20 protein-coding genes, 1 pseudogene and 1 other annotated feature are annotated in these 17,763 nt (G+C 56.9%); of the genes and pseudogenes, 16 read left to right on the top strand and 5 right to left on the bottom strand.

Annotation, left to right across the window (positions count from 1 at the left end; all coding sequences use genetic code 11):
* Positions 1-367 precede the first annotated feature (367 nt).
* Positions 368-619, top strand: a complete 252-nt coding sequence (locus M8318_RS06070) for a YciN family protein (RefSeq protein WP_262661414.1) — start codon at positions 368-370, stop codon at positions 617-619.
* A 34-nt stretch (positions 620-653) separates the two neighbouring features.
* On the opposite strand, the gene sohB is transcribed toward M8318_RS06070, so the two are convergent.
* Complete coding sequence (gene sohB / locus M8318_RS06065; RefSeq protein WP_262661413.1) at positions 654-1,700, bottom strand: protease SohB; 1,047 nt, start codon at positions 1,698-1,700, stop codon at positions 654-656.
* A gap of 249 nt (positions 1,701-1,949) precedes the next feature.
* Between sohB and M8318_RS06060 the strand changes: the two genes are divergently transcribed.
* Positions 1,950-2,711, top strand: a complete 762-nt coding sequence (locus M8318_RS06060; protein WP_106993156.1) for a YciK family oxidoreductase — start codon at positions 1,950-1,952, stop codon at positions 2,709-2,711.
* The gene (gene cobO / locus M8318_RS06055) at positions 2,708-3,298 is read left to right on the top strand and encodes a cob(I)yrinic acid a,c-diamide adenosyltransferase (protein ID WP_262661410.1); all 591 of its coding nucleotides are present in this window, start codon (positions 2,708-2,710) and stop codon (positions 3,296-3,298) included. The genes M8318_RS06060 and cobO overlap by 4 nt, the downstream gene beginning before the upstream one ends.
* Before the next feature lie 31 nt (positions 3,299-3,329).
* Here the strand turns inward: cobO and rluB are convergent, their stop codons facing one another.
* The 3 genes from rluB to rnm form a co-directional block, all read right to left on the bottom strand.
* A complete protein-coding gene (rluB, locus tag M8318_RS06050) occupies positions 3,330-4,205 on the bottom strand; it encodes a 23S rRNA pseudouridine(2605) synthase RluB (protein WP_166182685.1) in 876 nt (291 codons plus the stop codon).
* 270 nt (positions 4,206-4,475) lie between these two features.
* Positions 4,476-5,096, bottom strand: coding sequence for an L-threonylcarbamoyladenylate synthase (locus tag M8318_RS06045; protein WP_262661408.1), 621 nt, complete (start codon positions 5,094-5,096; stop codon positions 4,476-4,478).
* Positions 5,093-5,974 (bottom strand): RNase RNM, encoded by an 882-nt coding sequence (rnm, locus tag M8318_RS06040; RefSeq protein ID WP_262661407.1) that lies wholly within the window; start codon positions 5,972-5,974, stop codon positions 5,093-5,095. Before rnm ends, M8318_RS06045 begins: the two co-directional genes overlap by 4 nt.
* A 138-nt stretch (positions 5,975-6,112) precedes the next feature.
* Here rnm and trpL point away from each other — a divergent pair, with 138 nt between their 5' ends.
* From trpL to M8318_RS06000, 9 genes are all read left to right on the top strand, one after another.
* Entirely contained in the window at positions 6,113-6,157 is a 45-nt protein-coding gene (gene trpL, locus M8318_RS22720; protein ID WP_106993556.1) for a trp operon leader peptide, read from the top strand.
* Positions 6,134-6,228 (top strand) — a sequence feature (Trp leader region). It overlaps the preceding gene by 24 nt.
* A 24-nt stretch (positions 6,229-6,252) precedes the next feature.
* On the top strand, positions 6,253-7,815 hold the full coding sequence (locus tag M8318_RS06035) for an anthranilate synthase component 1 (protein ID WP_262661406.1): 1,563 nt from the start codon (positions 6,253-6,255) through the stop codon (positions 7,813-7,815).
* Positions 7,815-9,410 carry a bifunctional anthranilate synthase glutamate amidotransferase component TrpG/anthranilate phosphoribosyltransferase TrpD gene (gene trpD / locus M8318_RS06030; protein WP_166182696.1) on the top strand — a complete coding sequence of 532 codons (1,596 nt, stop codon included), beginning with the start codon at positions 7,815-7,817 and terminating at the stop codon, positions 9,408-9,410. Before M8318_RS06035 ends, trpD begins: the two co-directional genes overlap by 1 nt.
* 3 nt (positions 9,411-9,413) lie before the next feature.
* On the top strand, positions 9,414-10,772 hold the full coding sequence (trpCF, locus tag M8318_RS06025; RefSeq protein ID WP_262661404.1) for a bifunctional indole-3-glycerol-phosphate synthase TrpC/phosphoribosylanthranilate isomerase TrpF: 1,359 nt from the start codon (positions 9,414-9,416) through the stop codon (positions 10,770-10,772).
* A gap of 10 nt (positions 10,773-10,782) precedes the next feature.
* Entirely contained in the window at positions 10,783-11,976 is a 1,194-nt protein-coding gene (gene trpB, locus M8318_RS06020; RefSeq protein WP_262661402.1) for a tryptophan synthase subunit beta, read from the top strand.
* Positions 11,976-12,785: a tryptophan synthase subunit alpha gene (gene trpA, locus M8318_RS06015; RefSeq protein ID WP_262661400.1), complete on the top strand. Its 810-nt coding sequence runs from the start codon at positions 11,976-11,978 to the stop codon at positions 12,783-12,785. Before trpB ends, trpA begins: the two co-directional genes overlap by 1 nt.
* A gap of 156 nt (positions 12,786-12,941) precedes the next feature.
* On the top strand, positions 12,942-14,153 hold the full coding sequence (gene yedE, locus M8318_RS06010; protein ID WP_262661399.1) for a selenium metabolism membrane protein YedE/FdhT: 1,212 nt from the start codon (positions 12,942-12,944) through the stop codon (positions 14,151-14,153).
* On the top strand, positions 14,150-14,383 hold the full coding sequence (gene yedF, locus M8318_RS06005; protein ID WP_039030671.1) for a sulfurtransferase-like selenium metabolism protein YedF: 234 nt from the start codon (positions 14,150-14,152) through the stop codon (positions 14,381-14,383). Before yedE ends, yedF begins: the two co-directional genes overlap by 4 nt.
* An 89-nt stretch (positions 14,384-14,472) precedes the next feature.
* Entirely contained in the window at positions 14,473-14,745 is a 273-nt protein-coding gene (locus M8318_RS06000) for a DUF883 family protein (RefSeq protein WP_103179906.1), read from the top strand.
* Between the two features lie 30 nt (positions 14,746-14,775).
* Here the strand turns inward: M8318_RS06000 and ompW are convergent, their stop codons facing one another.
* Complete coding sequence (ompW, locus tag M8318_RS05995; RefSeq protein ID WP_262661395.1) at positions 14,776-15,408, bottom strand: outer membrane protein OmpW; 633 nt, start codon at positions 15,406-15,408, stop codon at positions 14,776-14,778.
* Positions 15,409-15,633: 225 nt separating this feature from the next.
* On the opposite strand from ompW, the pseudogene M8318_RS05990 reads away from it, so the two are divergent.
* From M8318_RS05990 to yciA, 4 genes and pseudogenes are all read left to right on the top strand, one after another.
* Positions 15,634-15,723 (top strand): annotated as a pseudogene (locus tag M8318_RS05990) (YkgJ family cysteine cluster protein); the annotation flags it as partial.
* 25 nt (positions 15,724-15,748) lie between these two features.
* On the top strand, positions 15,749-16,492 hold the full coding sequence (locus M8318_RS05985) for a YciC family protein (RefSeq protein WP_262661393.1): 744 nt from the start codon (positions 15,749-15,751) through the stop codon (positions 16,490-16,492).
* Between the two features lie 55 nt (positions 16,493-16,547).
* Entirely contained in the window at positions 16,548-17,087 is a 540-nt protein-coding gene (locus M8318_RS05980) for a septation protein A (RefSeq protein ID WP_106993173.1), read from the top strand.
* 105 nt (positions 17,088-17,192) lie between these two features.
* Positions 17,193-17,588, top strand: a complete 396-nt coding sequence (gene yciA, locus M8318_RS05975; RefSeq protein WP_106993174.1) for an acyl-CoA thioester hydrolase YciA — start codon at positions 17,193-17,195, stop codon at positions 17,586-17,588.
* Positions 17,589-17,763 lie beyond the last annotated feature (175 nt).

Here is a 17,763-nt window from a genome sequence, read left to right as displayed (position 1 = left end):
GGAATACGTCGCGTGAGTTCACCTTCCACTGGCGACGAGTCATCTATATAACGACGCCATCAGTGGATATCAACCCCCATTCGGACCAGTCGCAAAAAACGACCTCAGCCAGGTGGTTGAGATTACGGGCTTTTTCTCGCTCCGGTGTGACTGCACGACGAGATTTAGGTCGAATGTCAAGCAAATCTATTGCCAGAATGACGAAAGCGCACACTCTACCTGATAAAATCCGTTACGCAACTTTATTAGCATGCAAAAGCAAATCACGCCAGCGCTGCCCATCTTGCCTGACAAGCCTCAAAACGGGGAAAATTTGCTCCCGGGACCGCAGCGGCGTAGACTAATAACACTGTTTAAGGAGTGGATAATGCAGCAAACTACCCAACCAATTGACCGTGCAACCTTGCTTGCCGAAGCAAATAAACTCATTCGTGAACATGAAGACACCATGGCAGGGATCGAAGCCACGGGTGTGGAACAGCGTAATGGCGTGCTGGTGTTCAGCGGCGAATACTATCTCGATGAGCAGGGGCTACCTACCCCACGCAGCACGGCGGTATTTAACATGTTTAAATACCTGGCCCATGCGCTATCGGAAAAGTACCACCTGGTCGATTGAAGCAAAACGCGAGGCACTGGCCTCGCGTTTTTGTTTACAGCAGGGGTTTTTGTCCACGCTGCAGCCAACGTAGCAGGAGACGATCCGCACTCTCTGCGGCGCTATTGGTAAAACGGTCCATCAGCTTTTTCCGTCGCATATAGCGCACGCCTACCAGCTCGCGGCCCTCCATCAGCCCCAGCAGCAGATCGTCGCTGGTCCCCACCTGGTCCACCAGCCCCTTCTCCAGCGCCTGGGTGCCGTACCAGTGCTCACCGGTCGCCACCTGCTCAATATCAAGCGTTGGACGCATCTGCTTCACAAAGCTTTTAAACAGCAGGTGCGTGTCGTTAAGATCCTCACGGAACTTCTGTCGCCCTTCCTCGGTGTTTTCACCGAGCAGAGTCAGGGTGCGCTTGTACTGACCCGCCGTGTGCAACTCAACGTCAATATCTTTGTTTTTCAGGAAACGATTGAAGTTGGGGATCTGCGCCACCACGCCAATCGAACCAATAATAGAGAAAGGCGCAGCGACGATTTTGTCGGCCACGCAGGCCATCATGTAGCCACCGCTGGCGGCAACTTTATCTACCGCCACCGTCAGTGGGATCTGCCTGTCACGCAGGCGTTGCAGCTGCGAGGAGGCCAGCCCGTAGCCGTGCACTACCCCACCCGGGCTTTCAAGACGCAGGACAACCTGGTCTTCAGCTCTGGCCACTGCCAGCACGGCGGTGATCTCTTCGCGCAGGGATGAGACCTCATGCGCATCCATGCTGCCTTTGAAATCCAGCACATAGACCCGCGGTTTTGGCACCTCGGCGCGGTGCTCCTGCTTTGCTTTCTGCTTTGCCGCTTTCGCGTCAAGCTTGTGCTTTTTCTTCTGCGCTTTGTGCCACAGCTTTTGTTGATGCGGGTCAAGCAGCGCCACCGACATCTCTTCCTTCATCTCCGTGTACTGCTCGCTTAACCGGGTGATCCGCAACTCACCGCGCTGACGTTTACGCTGCGTCAGGTTGACAATCAGAACTGCGACCACGGCAATGGCAATCACTACCGTTGCTATTTTGGCCAGAAATAAACCGTATTCAGAAAGTAATTCCACGCGTCCACCTTGGTTTAACCACTTGTTTTCACACCCAGTGTACAACAGCCTTCGCCAGGCGTCTCGCACCTGAAGATACCCTTGCGAGGCGTCTTCAGGAATTGGCATTTCACGGAAAAATGTTTGCAAATTGTTAATTTTACAGTGAACTCTCCGGATGACTGATTGATATCCTGCTCACTTTCGGGCATAAAGCCGAAAAGAGATCGCACAGCATGGGCCGCGCCAACGCGCGCCAGAGGAGTGACTTTGCACTATCAACCTAAAAAAGATCTACTGCAAAACCGTATCATCCTGGTCACCGGCGCCAGCGATGGTATTGGCCGTGAGGCGGCGCTGACTTACGCCCGCCATGGCGCACACGTCATTCTGTTGGGGCGCAATGAAGATAAACTGCGCGACGTTGCGCAAGCGATCGCCAGCGAGGGCGGCGCACCGACGCACCAATATACGCTCGACCTGTTAACCTGCACCCCAGAAGAGTGCCAGCAGCTTGCCCGGCGTATTGCCGCAGATTATCCGCGTCTGGACGGGGTATTGCATAATGCGGGTTTCCTCGGTGAAGTGCGCCCGATGGATCAGCAGACCCCGGAGATCTGGCAGCAGGTGATGCAGGTGAATGTCAACGGCACCTTTTTCCTTACCCAGGCACTCCTTCCTTTATTACTGCAGTCCGATTCCGGCTCGCTGGTGTTCACCTCGTCCAGCGTCGGGCGTCAGGGGCGCGCCAACTGGGGTGCCTACGCGGCCTCGAAATTTGCTACCGAAGGGATGATGCAGGTGCTGGCGGAGGAGTATCAGAGCCGCCACCTGCGCGTGAACTGCATCAACCCCGGCGGCACCCGCACAGGGATGCGCGCCAGTGCGTTCCCGAGCGAAGATCCGCTTAAACTGAAAACCCCTGCCGATATCATGCCGCTCTATCTGTGGCTGATGGGCGACGATAGTCGCCGCAAAACCGGTATGACCTTTGATGCCCAACCCGGCCGTAAACCAGGAATATCGCAATGAGTGATGAACGTCATCAGCAGCGCCAGCAGCGCCTGAAAGAACAGGTTGATGCCCGCGTTGCCGCAGCTAAGGATGAGCGCGGAATTATTATCGTCTTCACCGGCAACGGCAAAGGCAAAACCACCGCGGCCTTTGGTACCGCGACCCGCGCCGTGGGTCACGGGCAGAAGGTAGGCGTGATCCAGTTCATCAAGGGAGAGTGGCCGAACGGCGAGCGTAATCTGCTCGAGCCTCACGGAGTTGAGTTTCAGGTGATGGCGACCGGGTTTACCTGGGACACCCAGAACCGCGACACCGACACCGCGGCCTGTCTGGCCGTCTGGGAGCAGGCGAAGCGCATGTTGTCCGATCCAACGCTCAACATGGTGCTGCTGGATGAGATCACCTATATGGTGGCTTACGACTATCTGCCTTTGCAGGATGTGGTGGAGGCACTGAACAACCGTCCGACACACCAGACGGTGATTGTCACCGGGCGTGGTTGTCATCGGGATATACTGGAGATGGCGGATACGGTCAGCGAGTTGCGCCCAGTCAAGCATGCCTTTGATGCCGGCATTAAAGCGCAAATCGGTATCGACTATTAACAAAAAACCCGGCGATGCCGGGTTTTGTTTTTTAGCCGTTGTTGTTACGGCTGCCAGAGCGGCGATTGCTGCTGACCTGGCTGTGACGTTTGACCGCCCGACGAATCTGATTCGCCTTCATGCGACGACGATCTTTTTCTACCGCCACTTTCGAGGTGGTTTCCGGCGTCAGCGACACCAGTTCGCGCAGATAGTTAGTCTGGGTTAAATCCAGCTCGGTATAGCCGCCACGCGGCAGCCCTTTCGGCAGCAGGATGTCGCCGTAGCGTACGCGGATCAGACGGCTAACCTGCACACCAACGGCTTCCCACAGGCGACGCACCTCGCGGTTACGGCCTTCGGTCAGGGTTACGTTGTACCACTGGTTAATGCCTTCACCACCGGTAAATTTGATGGTTTTGAAGGCGGCCGGGCCATCTTCAAGCTGCACGCCGCGCGACAGATCGCGGATCTTGTTCTCGTCTACTTCGCCAAACACGCGAACCGCGTATTCACGCTCCACTTCACGGCTTGGGTGCATCAGACGGTTTGCCAGTTCGCCATCGGTGGTGAACAGCAGCAGACCGCAGGTATTGACGTCCAGACGACCTACGGCAATCCAGCGCGCACCGCGCAGTTTTGGCAGGCGGTCGAACACGGTCGGACGGCCTTCCGGATCGTTACGGGTACAGAGCTCGCCTTCTGGTTTGTAGTACGCCAGCACGCGGCAAATTTGCTCGGCAGACTCTTTTACCGAGATCAGGTGACCATCGATACGGATTTTCAGGCCTGGCACGATTTCAACACGATCGCCCAGGGTGGCGATTTTACCGTCCACACTGACACGACCTGCTTCGATAATGGTTTCGATTTCACGACGTGAGCCGTGGCCGGCGCGGGCCAGCACTTTCTGTAATTTTTCGCTCATTGAGCTTCCTTCAGGTGTCGCCTTCACAGGCGTCTGGTATACTTTCTAAAACAATGAGTTAAACTCAAAAAGACCTTAACTCACTGATCTGCAACTCTTTCATAGCACACATAATGGCGGACAATGTGTCTCACCCAGTGATTCATGGCCGCATATAGTACATGAATTTTAGACTAAATGATTCAACAAGTTTTGTGCAGCAGCGTTCTGGTATGGATACCTGAAGCAAACCCAACGGATCGGCCAGGCATCCGTAAAACAGATACACCATTACAGGAAAGGTTTAACGTCCCCTACCCCTTCACGCAGTACTACCGGGGCATCTTCGGTTAAATCGACGACCGTAGTCGGTTGCTGGCCGAGATAGCCGCCGTGAATAACCAAATCCACCTGTTTTTCCAGGCGGTCTTTGATCTCATCCGGATCGGATTCGGTAAAGTCGCTGCCTGGCAGCATCAGCGAGGTCGAGAGCATCGGCTCACCCAACGTCTCGAGCAGCGCCTGGGCAATCGGGTTCGATGGCACACGCATCCCGATAGTTTTGCGTTTTTCCTGCAGCAGGCGGCGCGGCACCTCTTTTGTCCCCTTGAGGATAAAGGTGTAGTTGCCCGGGGTGTTATTTTTGATCAACCGAAACGCCACGTTATCCACATAGGAGTAGGTCGACAGCTCCGACAGATCGCGGCACATCAGGGTGAAGTTATGCCCGTTCGGCAGGTGACGGATCCGACAGATGCGCTCCATGGCATTTTTGTCTTCAATCTTACAGCCCAGCGCGTAACCCGAATCGGTTGGGTAGACGATAACGCCACCTTTACGCACGATCTCCACAGCCTGATTAATCAAACGCGGCTGCGGATTGTCAGGATGGATATAAAAAAATTGGCTCATACTTCCCTCTCTTCAATTGGCGTTGGCTGCTCCCAGAGTTGCCACACTGGCTCGACGCCACCGGGTAACCAGAGCTTGCGTCCCAGCTCGATCCACGGGCAAGGCTGATGGAAATCAGAGCCCTGGGAGCCAAGGAGGCCGTACTGGCGGGCATACTCAGCCAGTTGACTGCGCTCGTTGGGCGCCTGCTGACACTGCGCGACTTCCATCGCGTCTCCGCCGTGTTCGGCAAAGTACGCCAGCAGACGTTTCAGCCATTTGGCAGAGAGGTTATACCGCCCGGGATGGGCAAGCACCGCCTTTCCGCCAGAATGATGAATGACATCAATAGCTTGTTCTATTGTACACCACTGAGGAGGAACGTATCCGGTTTTCCCCCGTGCGAGGTATTTTTTAAATACATCCGCGATGTTATTCGCCTTCCCGGCCTCAATCAGAAAACGGGCAAAGTGTGCCCGGGTTACCGCGCCGCCTTTGGCCAGACGCAGCGCCCCTTCCCAGGCGCCGGGGATGTGGGCTTTATCCAGCCGCTCGGCGATCAGTTCTGCCCGCAGAATGCGACGCGCCTTCTGCTGGTCCAGGAACGCGCGCAGGGTCGGGTTCTCAATGTCGATGTTCAGCCCGACGATATGGATCTCATGGTTTTCCCAGACGGTGGAAATTTCCACGCCTGCTATGAGTGTAAGCGGCAATTCACTGCGGGCAATTTCCGCCCGCGCGGCCGCAATGGCCTCGGTGGTATCGTGATCGGTGATCGCCAGCGTGCCGACGCGCATCTCATGGGCGCGATGGACGAGTTCTTCGGGCGTAAGCAGGCCGTCAGAGGCCTGAGTGTGGCTGTGTAAATCGTAAATCACTGCGTAATTCGTGTCGCTCAAAGCGGCTCCCGTCACTCATCTTCAATATCTGCGCCGCCATAATAACGTTATGTGGTGAAATTCTGAAACCGGGGGGTTGACATTACGCCATCGAACTAGTTAACTAGTACGCAAGTTCACTCAACGAGGTATCTGAAAATGACCGCACATTTCACTCTGCATGGCTGGTGGCGCACTTCCTGAATATCGGGCAGTGTCGTACGTCTGCATCATGCAAACAGATACCTGGCCCGCCACTGAGCGGGCTTTTTTATGAACAGAATAAAGAGAACAACAAAATGCATACAGCCAAACCGACCCTTGAACTGCTGACCCGTGAGGCGGCGTATCGCCATAACCCTACCGCTCTGTTCCATCAGGTCTGCGGCGCGCGCCCTGCCACGCTGCTGTTGGAGTCTGCGGATATCGACAGTAAGGACGATCTGAAAAGCCTGCTGCTGGTCGACAGCGCGCTGCGTATCACCGCTCTGGGCGACACCGTCACCCTGCAGGCGCTCTCCGAAAACGGCGCGGCGCTGCTCTGTTTGTTGGATGGCGTGCTGCCAGCAGGCATTGAGAATGAACATCGCCCGGATATGCGGGTCCTGCACTTCCCGCCGGTTAGCCAGTTGCTGGACGAAGATGCCCGCCTCTGCTCCCTGTCGGTGTTTGATGCCTTCCGTCTGCTGCAGGGCCTGGTGAATGTGCCGGAACATGAGCGCGAAGCGATGTTCTTCGGCGGGCTGTTTGCCTATGACCTGGTCGCCGGATTTGAGGAGCTGCCGGAGCTTGAACAGGGCAACCGCTGCCCGGACTACTGCTTCTATCTGGCAGAAACCTTACTGGTGATCGACCACCAGAAAAAATACACCCGCATTCAGGCCAGCCTGTTTACGCCATTACTGGCGGAGAAACAGCGACTGGAGCAGCGCATCGCCCAGTTGCAGGAGCAGATGAATGAAGCACCACCGGAGCTGCCGGTGCAGCGCGTGGAGCAGATGCGTTGCGACGTCAGCCAGACGGACGATGAGTTTGGCGTCGTTGTTCGCCAGATGCAGAAAGCGATTCGTGCGGGCGAGATTTTCCAGGTAGTGCCGTCCCGTCGCTTCTCCCTGCCCTGCCCGTCCCCGCTGGCGGCCTACGATGTGCTGAAGAAGAGCAACCCCAGCCCGTACATGTTCTTTATGCAGGATAACGATTTTACGCTGTTCGGCGCCTCGCCGGAGAGCTCCCTGAAGTACGACGCCACCAGCCGCCAGATTGAAATCTATCCGATTGCCGGCACCCGCCCACGTGGCCGCCACGCCGACGGTTCTCTGGATCGCGATCTCGACAGCCGCATTGAGCTGGAGATGCGCACCGACCAGAAAGAGATGTCCGAGCACCTGATGCTGGTGGACCTGGCGCGTAACGACCTGGCGCGCATCTGCACCCCGGGCAGCCGTTACGTGGCCGATTTAACCAAAGTTGACCGTTACTCCTTCGTGATGCACCTGGTCTCCCGCGTGGTGGGTGAGCTGCGCCAGGATCTCGATGTGCTGCACGCCTACCGGGCCTGCATGAACATGGGCACCCTGAGCGGCGCGCCGAAAGTCCGCGCCATGCAGCTTATCGCCCAGGCCGAAGGTCGGCGTCGCGGCAGCTACGGCGGTGCGGTGGGTTACTTCACGGCACATGGCGATCTGGATACCTGCATCGTGATCCGCTCTGCCTACGTTGAAGAAGGGATCGCTACTGTCCAGGCGGGCGCAGGCATTGTGCTCGACTCGGTTCCGCAGTCTGAAGCTGACGAAACCCGCAATAAGGCCCGCGCGGTACTGCGCGCAATTGCGACTGCCCATCACGCACAGGAGATTTTCTGATGGCTGACATTCTGCTGCTCGATAATATCGACTCATTTACCTACAACCTGGCGGATCAGCTGCGTGCAAACGGTCACAACGTGGTGATTTACCGTAACCATGTCCCGGCCCAGACCTTAATCGACCGTCTGGCCACCATGCAGAACCCGGTGCTGATGCTCTCCCCGGGCCCGGGCGCGCCAAGTGAAGCGGGCTGTATGCCGGAGCTGTTGACCCGCATGCGCGGCAAGTTGCCAATCATCGGCATCTGTCTCGGCCACCAGGCGATTGTCGAAGCCTACGGCGGTTACGTCGGTCAGGCCGGTGAGATCCTGCACGGCAAAGCCTCCAGCATTGAACATGACGGCCAGGCGATGTTTGCCGGGCTGATGAACCCGCTGCCGGTGGCGCGCTATCACTCGCTGGTAGGGAGCAATATCCCGGCAGGCCTGACCATCAACGCCCACTACAACGGGATGGTAATGGCGGTGCGTCACGATGCAGACCGGGTTTGCGGCATGCAGTTCCACCCGGAATCCATTCTGACCTCGCAAGGCGCGCGCCTGCTGGAGCAGACCCTCAACTGGGCGCTGCAGAAGCTGGAGCAGACCAACAGCCTGCAGCCGATTCTGGAAAAACTCTATCAGGCGCAGACCCTGAGCCAGCAGGAGAGCCACCAGTTGTTCTCCGCCGTGGTGCGCGGCGAGCTGAAGCCCGAGCAGCTGGCCGCCGCGCTGGTGAGCATGAAAGTGCGCGGTGAGCAGCCGCAGGAGATCGCCGGTGCCGCCACCGCCCTGCTGGAAAACGCCGCCCCGTTCCCGCGTCCGGACTACCTGTTTGCGGACATCGTCGGTACCGGCGGCGACGGCAGCAACAGTATTAACATCTCTACCGCCAGTGCCTTTGTGGCGGCGGCCTGCGGGATGAAGGTGGCAAAACACGGGAACCGCAGTGTCTCCAGCCGTTCCGGTTCATCGGATCTGCTGGCCGCCTTCGGCATCAATCTGGACATGAATGCCGAGAAGTCCCGCGATGCGCTGGACGAGCTGGGCGTCTGCTTCCTGTTCGCGCCTAAGTATCACACCGGATTCCGTCACGCGATGCCGGTGCGCCAGCAGCTGAAAACCCGCACCCTGTTTAACGTGCTGGGCCCGCTGATCAACCCGGCCCATCCGCCGTTAGCGTTGATTGGCGTCTACAGCCCGGAGCTGGTGCTGCCGATTGCCGAAACCCTGCGCGTGCTCGGATATCAGCGCGCGGCGGTGGTGCACAGCGGCGGGATGGATGAAGTCTCCCTGCATGCGCCGACTCTGGTGGCTGAGCTGGATAACGGTGAAATCAAAAGCTATCAGCTTGAAGCCGCAGACTTTGGCTTGACGCCCTATCACCAGGAACAGCTGGCAGGCGGCACCCCGGAAGAAAACCGTGACATTCTGACGCGCCTGTTACAAGGTAAAGGTGAGCCTGCGCATGAGGCCGCTGTGGCCGCTAACGTCGCCATGCTGATGCGTCTGCACGGCGAAGAAGATCTCCATAAAAACGCGCAAAAAGTGATGGACGTGTTGCGCTCTGGCGCAGCCTACGATCGAGTGACCGCACTTGCGGCAAGAGGGTAAACAATGCAGACCGTATTAGCGAAAATCGTTGCCGATAAGGCCATCTGGGTTGAAGCGCGTAAAGAGCAGCAGCCGCTCGCCAGTTTCCAGAATGAGGTGGTACCGAGCAGCCGTCGTTTTTATGATGCCCTGCGGGGCGCGCGCACCGCGTTTATCCTGGAGTGCAAAAAAGCCTCCCCGTCAAAAGGGGTGATCCGCGACGATTTCGACCCGGCCCAGATCGCCGCCATTTATAGGCATCACGCTTCGGCGATTTCGGTGCTGACCGATGAGAAGTACTTCCAGGGCAGCTTTGATTTTCTGCCGATCGTCAGCGGGATCGCTCCGCAGCCGATTTTGTGCAAAGACTTTATTATCGACCCGTATCAAATCTGGCTGGCGCGCTTTTATCAGGCCGACGCCTGCCTGCTGATGCTCTCGGTGCTGGACGACGAGCAGTACCGCCAGCTCGCCGCGGTGGCCCACAGCCTGAACATGGGCGTGCTGACCGAAGTGAGCAACGAAGAGGAGCTGGAGCGCGCCATCGCCCTGGAGGCGAAAGTGGTCGGTATTAATAACCGCGACCTGCGCGATCTCTCCATCGACCTCAACCGCACCCGTCAACTGGCGCCGCGTCTGGGCGCAGGCGTGACGGTGATCAGCGAGTCCGGCATCAACAGTTATGCTCAGGTTCGCGAGTTGAGCCACTTCGCCAACGGCTTCCTGATTGGCTCTGCCATGATGGAGCAGGCCGATCTCAGCGCGGCGGTGCGTCGCGTTCTGCTGGGTGAGAACAAAGTGTGTGGCCTGACGCGTCCTCAGGATGCCGCCGCGGCCCATGAAGCGGGCGCGATTTACGGCGGGCTGATTTTTGTTGAGTCCTCCCCGCGCAACGTTAGCGAAACCCAGGCGCGCGAAGTGATTGCCGCCGCCCCACTGCAGTACGTGGGCGTGTTCCGCAATGCCACTCTTGAAAAGGTGGCGGCCACGGCAGAGGCGCTTTCTCTCGCCGCCGTTCAGCTGCACGGCAGTGAAGATCAGGCCTATATCGATGCCCTGCGCGCCGCGCTGAACCCGCAGGTGCAAATCTGGAAAGCGCTGAGCGTGACCGGTACCCTGCCGCCGCGCACGCTGCACCATGTCGATAAATATGTTCTGGATAACGGCCAGGGCGGAACCGGGCAGCGTTTTGACTGGTCGCTGCTCAATGGTGAGAAGCTGGACAACGTCCTGCTCGCCGGGGGTTTAGGCCCGGATAACTGCGTTGAAGCCGCTAAAGCGGGCTGCGCAGGTCTCGATTTCAATTCAGGCGTTGAGTCGCAGCCGGGCATCAAAGATGCCAGCAAGCTGGCTTCGGTGTTCAAAACGCTGCGTGCATATTAAGGAAGAGAAGATGACCACATTATTAAACCCTTACTTTGGCGAATTCGGCGGCATGTATGTGCCGCAGATCCTGATGCCCGCCCTGCGCCAGCTGGAAGAGGCGTTCGTGAGCGCGCAAAAAGATCCGCTCTTCCAGGCTGAGTTTACCGACCTGCTGAAAAACTACGCCGGGCGTCCGACGGCCCTGACCAAATGTCGCAACCTGACCGAGGGCACCAACACCACGCTCTATCTGAAGCGTGAAGATCTGCTCCACGGCGGCGCGCATAAAACCAACCAGGTACTGGGTCAGGCCCTGCTGGCAAAACGGATGGGTAAAACCGAAATCATCGCCGAAACCGGTGCCGGTCAGCACGGCGTGGCGTCGGCGCTGGCCAGCGCCCTGCTCGGCCTGAAATGCCGCATCTACATGGGGGCAAAAGACGTTGAGCGTCAGTCCCCGAACGTGTTCCGTATGCGTCTGATGGGCGCGGAAGTGATCCCGGTGCACAGCGGCTCGGCCACCCTGAAAGATGCCTGTAACGAGGCCCTGCGCGACTGGTCCGGTAACTATGAAAATGCCCACTATATGTTGGGTACCGCCGCAGGCCCGCACCCGTTCCCGACTATCGTGCGTGAATTCCAGCGCATGATCGGCGAAGAGACCAAAGCGCAGATCCTCGAAAAAGAGGGACGTCTGCCGGATGCGGTGATCGCCTGCGTAGGTGGCGGCTCTAACGCCATCGGCATGTTTGCTGACTTCATCGACGACGCTAACGTGGGGCTGATTGGTGTGGAACCTGCCGGTCATGGGATTGAAACCGGTGAACACGGTGCACCGCTGAAGCATGGCCGCGTCGGCATCTACTTCGGCATGAAGGCGCCGATGATGCAGACCGACGAAGGGCAGATTGAGGAGTCGTACTCCATCTCTGCCGGGCTGGACTTCCCGTCCGTCGGGCCGCAGCACGCACATCTGAACAGCATCGGTCGCGCCGAATATGTGTCGATCACTGATGACGAAGCGCTGGAAGCCTTCAAAACCCTGTGCCGTAAAGAGGGGATCATCCCGGCGCTGGAGTCCTCTCACGCCCTGGCTCATGCCCTGAAAATGATCAAAGACAACCCGGAGAAAGAGCAACTGCTGGTGGTGAACCTCTCCGGTCGCGGCGATAAAGACATCTTCACCGTTCACAATATTCTGAAAGCACGAGGGGAAATTTGATGGAACGTTACGATAACGTGTTTGCTGAGCTGAAAGCCCGCAAGGAAGGCGCCTTTGTTCCCTTCGTTACCCTGGGGGATCCCTCTCCTGAGCAGTCGCTGAAAATTATCGATACCCTGATCGAAGCGGGCGCCGATGCGCTGGAGCTGGGCATTCCCTTCTCCGACCCGCTGGCCGACGGCCCGACCATCCAGGCCGCTACCCTGCGCGCCTTTGCCGCGGGCGTGACCCCGACGCAGTGCTTCGAAATGCTGGCCACCATTCGTCAGAAATACCCGACCATTCCCATCGGGCTGCTGATGTACGCCAACCTGGTGTTTAACCGCGGCATCGACGCGTTCTACGCCGAGTGCGCCCGCGTGGGGGTGGATTCAGTGCTGGTGGCCGATGTACCAGTAGAGGAGTCGGCGCCGTTCCGCCAGGCGGCGATGCGTTATAACGTCGCGCCGATCTTTATCTGTCCGCCGAACGCCGACGACGAACTGCTGCGCCAGATTGCCTCTCATGGTCGCGGCTATACCTACCTGCTGTCGCGTGCCGGTGTTACGGGGGCGGAAAACAAAGCTGCGCTGCCGCTGCATCATCTGGTAGAGAAACTGGCAGAGTACCATGCCGCTCCGCCGCTGCAGGGCTTTGGTATCTCCGCGCCGGAACAGGTCTCTGCGGCGCTGGGAGCCGGTGCTGCCGGGGCGATCTCTGGCTCTGCAATCGTGAAAATTATCGAGAACAACGTCGATAAGCCTGAGCAGATGCTGAGCGAGCTGAAAACGTTTGCCAGTGCCATGAAAGCGGCAACCCGTCCGCAGTAATGAAATCGCCGTCTGGTTTTGCCAGACGGCTTTCCCTATAAATTGATCCCTTCGAGCTTTAGCGCATTTAACGCTTTTCAAACCCGTTTCCCGGCGTATTATCCCCTCGTCTTTTAAGGCTTCCTCCTTAATCCTTCTGAGTTCAGAGGTTTATCTATGTCGTGGCAACACTTTAAACAGGCTTATTTAATTAAGTTCTGGTCCCCCGTTCCTGCCGTTATTGCTGCAGGGATCCTCTCCACCTACTACTTCGGCATCACCGGCACCTTCTGGGCCGTCACCGGCGAATTCACCCGCTGGGGCGGTCAGCTGCTGCAGCTGGCGGGCGTTCACACCGAAGAGTGGGGCTACTTCAAACTGATCCACCTTGAAGGTACCCCGCTCACCCGTATCGACGGCATGATGATCATTGGTATGTTCGGCGGCTGTTTTGCTGCCGCGCTGTGGGCCAACAACGTCAAACTGCGTATGCCGCACAGCCGGATCCGCATCGCCCAGGCAGTGGTCGGCGGCATTATCGCCGGGTTTGGCGCACGTCTGGCGATGGGCTGCAACCTGGCCGCCTTCTTTACCGGGATCCCCCAGTTCTCCCTGCACGCCTGGTTCTTTGCCCTGGCCACCGCCGTAGGCTCGTACTTTGGCGCTCGCTTTACGCTGCTGCCCCTGTTCCGTATTCCGATCAAAATGCAAAAGGTGAACGCTGCCTCACCGCTGACGCAGAAGCCGGATCAGGCGCGCCGCCGCTTTCGTCTGGGGATGCTGGTCTTATTCGGCATGCTGGCCTGGGCGCTCTGTACCGCGCTGGATCAGCCCAAACTGGGGCTGGCGATGCTGTTCGGCGTCGGCTTTGGCCTGCTGATTGAGCGGGCGCAGATCTGCTTTACCTCGGCCTTTCGCGATATGTGGATCACCGGGCGCACGATGATGGCCAAAGCGATCATCGCCGGGATGGCGGTGAGTGCTATCGGCATTTTCAGTTACGTCCAGCTAGGTGTGGCACCCAAGATCATGTGGGCAGGCCCGAATGCCATTATTGGCGGGCTGTTGTTTGGCTTCGGGATTGTGCTGGCCGGCGGGTGCGAGACGGGCTGGATGTACCGCGCGGTGGAAGGTCAGGTCCACTACTGGTGGGTCGGTCTGGGTAACGTGATTGGCTCCACCCTGCTGGCCTTTTACTGGGATGATTTCGCACCGGCGCTGGCGACCAACTGGGACAAGGTCAATCTTCTCAACACCTTTGGTCCACTGGGTGGGTTGCTGGTGACCTACCTTTTGCTGTTGATCGCCTTTTTACTGGTGCTGGCGCAGGAGAAACGCTTCTTCCGTCGCGCTGCCGTGAAAACTGAAATTCGTGAGGAAGCCGTATGAAAGAGATTGTTCCCGACTATCGCCTCGATATGGTGGGCGAACCTTGTCCTTACCCTGCCGTGGCTACCCTTGAAGCGATGCCGCAGCTGAAGAAAGGGGAGATCCTTGAGGTGGTCAGCGACTGTCCGCAATCCATCAACAATATTCCGCTGGATGCCAAAAACCACGGTTATACGGTGCTGGATATTCAGCAGGATGGACCGACTATCCGCTATCTCATCCAGAAATAATGACAGCGTAGCGCCAGGTATTAATCCCATTTTCTTCAGGATATCTCTATTGGGTCTATGCTTTACATTGACTACAAAAGGAGAACGTTATGTCAGACCAAAATCTTGATAATGATGCACAATACGCAGGTGAAAAAGCGAAGAACAAACTGGATGAATTCGCCGGTGCTGCCCAGCAGCAGTTTGGCGAGGCCGTTGATTCGCCTAAACATCAGTTGAAGGGTGCCGGGCGCAAATATGCTGCACAGGCAAGCGACGTGGTGACTGATGTGACCGATGCCGTTAAAAATAACCCGCTGACCGGCCTTATTGCCGCAGGTGCGGTGGGTATTGTCCTCGGCCTGTTACTGGGTCGTAAATAGTAAAGAAGGCCCCTCGGGGCCTTTTTCCTTTCAGAAGCGATAGCCCGCCGAGAACATAAACACCCACGGATCCAGGCGAGTGCTGATATTTTGCTGTTGATCCCCCGCCTTAAAACGCACCTCGGTGTCGATATCCATATACCAGACCGACATGTTAATCAGCCAGTCACGGTTGATGAGGTAATCCAGCCCCACCTGCCCCGCCGCGCCCCAGGAATCTTTCAGGCTCAGGTCAGAAAGGCCCGCCTCTTTACCGGTGTCGTTAAACTTCTCATCAAAGAAGGTGGTGTAGTTGACCCCGGCACCCACATAAGGGCGAAGCTTGCTACCGGCGTCGCCGAAATACCACTGGGCCATCAGGGTAGGCGGCAAATGATGAACCGTGGCGATATCCCCGGTCGGACCCGTCCCTACCTTGTGACGAAACGGCGTGGCCGCCAGCAGTTCAACGCCGACGTTGTCGGTGGCCATCCAGGTAAAGGTCATCCCGGCCTGGGTATTGTTACTGACGTTAAACCCGCCCAACCCCAGCACATTGTCCGAACCTTCCGTGGGACGAACCGTGGCGGTTCCCAGGCGGAAAAAGAACTCGCCTGCTTCGTGGGCCACGGCGCCACCGGAAAACGTGCTCAGAACCAATGCTGCAACCACTGCTTTTTTCATATCCATTCCCTCGTTATGGTTTTATTGAGGAACGGAATATACCCACAAATGATTAATAAGTGATCCAACAGAGATCACACTAGATTCAGCAATTTAACATTCATTGATCTAAATTAATTTTTTTAACCCTACGCAAAAATTGGTAGTGGCTATCTGGATCAATTTTGCCGTTTCGGGCAAACCCTGCGCAGCGGCATAACCACCGCGCAAAATTACAGCGATGCATTACGGGCGCTTTACAAAGATATGCTTTTCCATACAAGGCTTGATACTGCCACCAGGCAGTTATCCAGGGTACAATTGCCCGCTAATTAACATCTGCAATACTCAAGGAGAGTGCATGTCTATCACGGCGAAGTCTGTCTACCGTGACACGGGGAATTTCTTCCGCAATCAGTTCGTTACTTTTTTACTGATCGCCTTGTTGTGCGCATTAATCACGGTGGTACTTGGTCATGCCTTTTCGCCGAGTGAGGAGCAGATAGCCAGCCTGAGTGATGGCGATCACGTCACCAGCAGCGTCGGGCTGTTTGAGATGGTGCAAAATATGTCTCCGGAGCAGCAGCAGATCCTGTTACGTGCCTCTGCGGCGACCACCTTTTCCGGATTGATTGGCAATGCCATTCTGGCGGGTGGCGTACTGTTAATGATCCAACTGGTCTCGGCCGGGCAACGTGTCAGCGCGCTGAGGGCGATTGGCGCCAGCGCGCCACTGCTGCCGAAACTGTTTATCCTGATCTTTTTAACCACCATGCTGGTGCAATTAGGGATTATGCTGGTCGTGGTGCCGGGCGTGCTGTTAGCGATTGTGCTCGCCTTCGCGCCGATTATGGTGGTGCAGGACAGAATGGGCATTTTTGTCGCCATGCGTAGCAGCATCCGGCTGGCATGGTCTAATATGCGTCTGGTTGCCCCGGCGGTGATGAGCTGGCTGCTGGCGAAAACCCTGCTGCTGCTGTTTGCCCCGAACCTGGCCATACTGACGCCGAACGTCGGTGCCGTGGTGGCGAATACGGTAAGCAACCTGATCTCAGCGGTCTTGCTGGTCTATTTGTTCCGCCTGTATACGTTAATTCGCCAGTAATTTTTCTGATGGTCCGGCACCACGCCCGGGTCGTCGCAGATGATGGAATCGAAGAATGAAGCAGTTTCTTGATTTTTTACCCCTGGTTGTCTTTTTTGCCTTCTACAAACTGTATGACATCTACGCGGCCACCACCGCCCTGATCGTCGCTACCGCGGTGGTGCTGATCTACAGCTGGGTGCGCTACCGTAAGGTCGAAAAAATGGCCTTGATCACCTTCGTGCTGGTGGCGTTTTTCGGTGGCCTGACCGTCTTTTTCCACAACGATGAGTTCATCAAGTGGAAAGTGACCGTCATCTACGTGCTGTTTGCCGGTGCCCTGCTGTTCAGCCAGTGGGTAATGAAAAAGCCGCTTATTCAGCGCATGCTGGGTAAAGAGCTGGCCCTGCCGCAGAGCGTCTGGTCGCGCCTGAATGTTGCCTGGGCGGTGTTCTTTATTCTCTGTGGCCTGGCGAATATTTATATCGCCTTCTGGCTGCCGCAGAATATCTGGGTCAACTTCAAAGTGTTTGGCCTCACCGCCTTAACGCTGATTTTCACCCTGCTGAGCGGGATCTACATCTACCGCCACATGCCGCAGGACGACAAGCAGTAATTTCCCCCGCCAGGCTTAATAAGCCTGGCGTTTTCTTCTGTTCTCTCCGGCTGTAAATCATAGTAGCATCCCGCCTGAAGTCCTCCGTAATGAGTAGAGTCCATAATGACAACAACGAACGCCCCGCAGGGCGAACTGGTTTTACGCACACTTGCAATGCCCGCAGACACCAATGCGAACGGCGATATTTTTGGCGGCTGGCTGATGTCGCAGATGGATATGGGTGGGGCGATCCTCGCCAAAGAGATTGCTCAGGGCCGCGTGGTGACGGTCCGGGTCGATGGCATGACGTTTCTGCGCCCTGTCGCGGTCGGTGATGTGGTGTGTTGCTACGCGCGTTGCGTGAAGCGAGGAAATACGTCAGTGTCGATCAATATTGAGGTGTGGGTGAAAAAGGTCTCTTCTGAGCCTATCGGCCAGCGTTATAAAGCGACCGAAGCGCTGTTTATCTATGTCGCGGTGGATAACGACGGGAAACCGCGTCCTCTGCCGCAGGTCTGACAATCAGGCCAAAAAAAAGCCTCCATCCGGAGGCTTTTTTTATTATTCTGACCCGTCCTGAATAGCGTTGACACGTTCCTGACTTAAATCCGGAGAACGTGATGATGACTGAGTTCAAACGTACCCAACGTGATTATCCTCTATCCTTTAAAATAGCTGTCGTTGAGCAGGTCGA

The organism is Leclercia tamurae, assembly GCF_025566055.1.
GTDB lineage: Bacteria > Pseudomonadota > Gammaproteobacteria > Enterobacterales > Enterobacteriaceae > Enterobacter > Enterobacter tamurae.
Note: the sequence above shows the minus strand (reverse complement) of the source record. Positions and strands in the feature narration are given on the sequence as shown.

What these genes read in the sequence shown, in the direction of transcription:
- M8318_RS06070 (WP_262661414.1), top strand. Translation starts at nt 368, where the DNA reads ATGCAGCAAACTACCCAACCAATTGACCGTGCAACCTTGCTTGCCGAA.
- cobO (WP_262661410.1), top strand. Translation starts at nt 2,708, where the DNA reads ATGAGTGATGAACGTCATCAGCAGCGCCAGCAGCGCCTGAAAGAACAG.
- rluB (WP_166182685.1), bottom strand. Translation starts at nt 4,205, where the DNA reads ATGAGCGAAAAATTACAGAAAGTGCTGGCCCGCGCCGGCCACGGCTCA.
- M8318_RS06045 (WP_262661408.1), bottom strand. Translation starts at nt 5,096, where the DNA reads ATGAGCCAATTTTTTTATATCCATCCTGACAATCCGCAGCCGCGTTTG.
- M8318_RS06035 (WP_262661406.1), top strand. Translation starts at nt 6,253, where the DNA reads ATGCATACAGCCAAACCGACCCTTGAACTGCTGACCCGTGAGGCGGCG.
- trpD (WP_166182696.1), top strand. Translation starts at nt 7,815, where the DNA reads ATGGCTGACATTCTGCTGCTCGATAATATCGACTCATTTACCTACAAC.
- trpCF (WP_262661404.1), top strand. Translation starts at nt 9,414, where the DNA reads ATGCAGACCGTATTAGCGAAAATCGTTGCCGATAAGGCCATCTGGGTT.
- trpB (WP_262661402.1), top strand. Translation starts at nt 10,783, where the DNA reads ATGACCACATTATTAAACCCTTACTTTGGCGAATTCGGCGGCATGTAT.
- trpA (WP_262661400.1), top strand. Translation starts at nt 11,976, where the DNA reads ATGGAACGTTACGATAACGTGTTTGCTGAGCTGAAAGCCCGCAAGGAA.
- yedE (WP_262661399.1), top strand. Translation starts at nt 12,942, where the DNA reads ATGTCGTGGCAACACTTTAAACAGGCTTATTTAATTAAGTTCTGGTCC.
- yedF (WP_039030671.1), top strand. Translation starts at nt 14,150, where the DNA reads ATGAAAGAGATTGTTCCCGACTATCGCCTCGATATGGTGGGCGAACCT.
- M8318_RS06000 (WP_103179906.1), top strand. Translation starts at nt 14,473, where the DNA reads ATGTCAGACCAAAATCTTGATAATGATGCACAATACGCAGGTGAAAAA.
- ompW (WP_262661395.1), bottom strand. Translation starts at nt 15,408, where the DNA reads ATGAAAAAAGCAGTGGTTGCAGCATTGGTTCTGAGCACGTTTTCCGGT.
- M8318_RS05985 (WP_262661393.1), top strand. Translation starts at nt 15,749, where the DNA reads ATGTCTATCACGGCGAAGTCTGTCTACCGTGACACGGGGAATTTCTTC.
- M8318_RS05980 (WP_106993173.1), top strand. Translation starts at nt 16,548, where the DNA reads ATGAAGCAGTTTCTTGATTTTTTACCCCTGGTTGTCTTTTTTGCCTTC.
- yciA (WP_106993174.1), top strand. Translation starts at nt 17,193, where the DNA reads ATGACAACAACGAACGCCCCGCAGGGCGAACTGGTTTTACGCACACTT.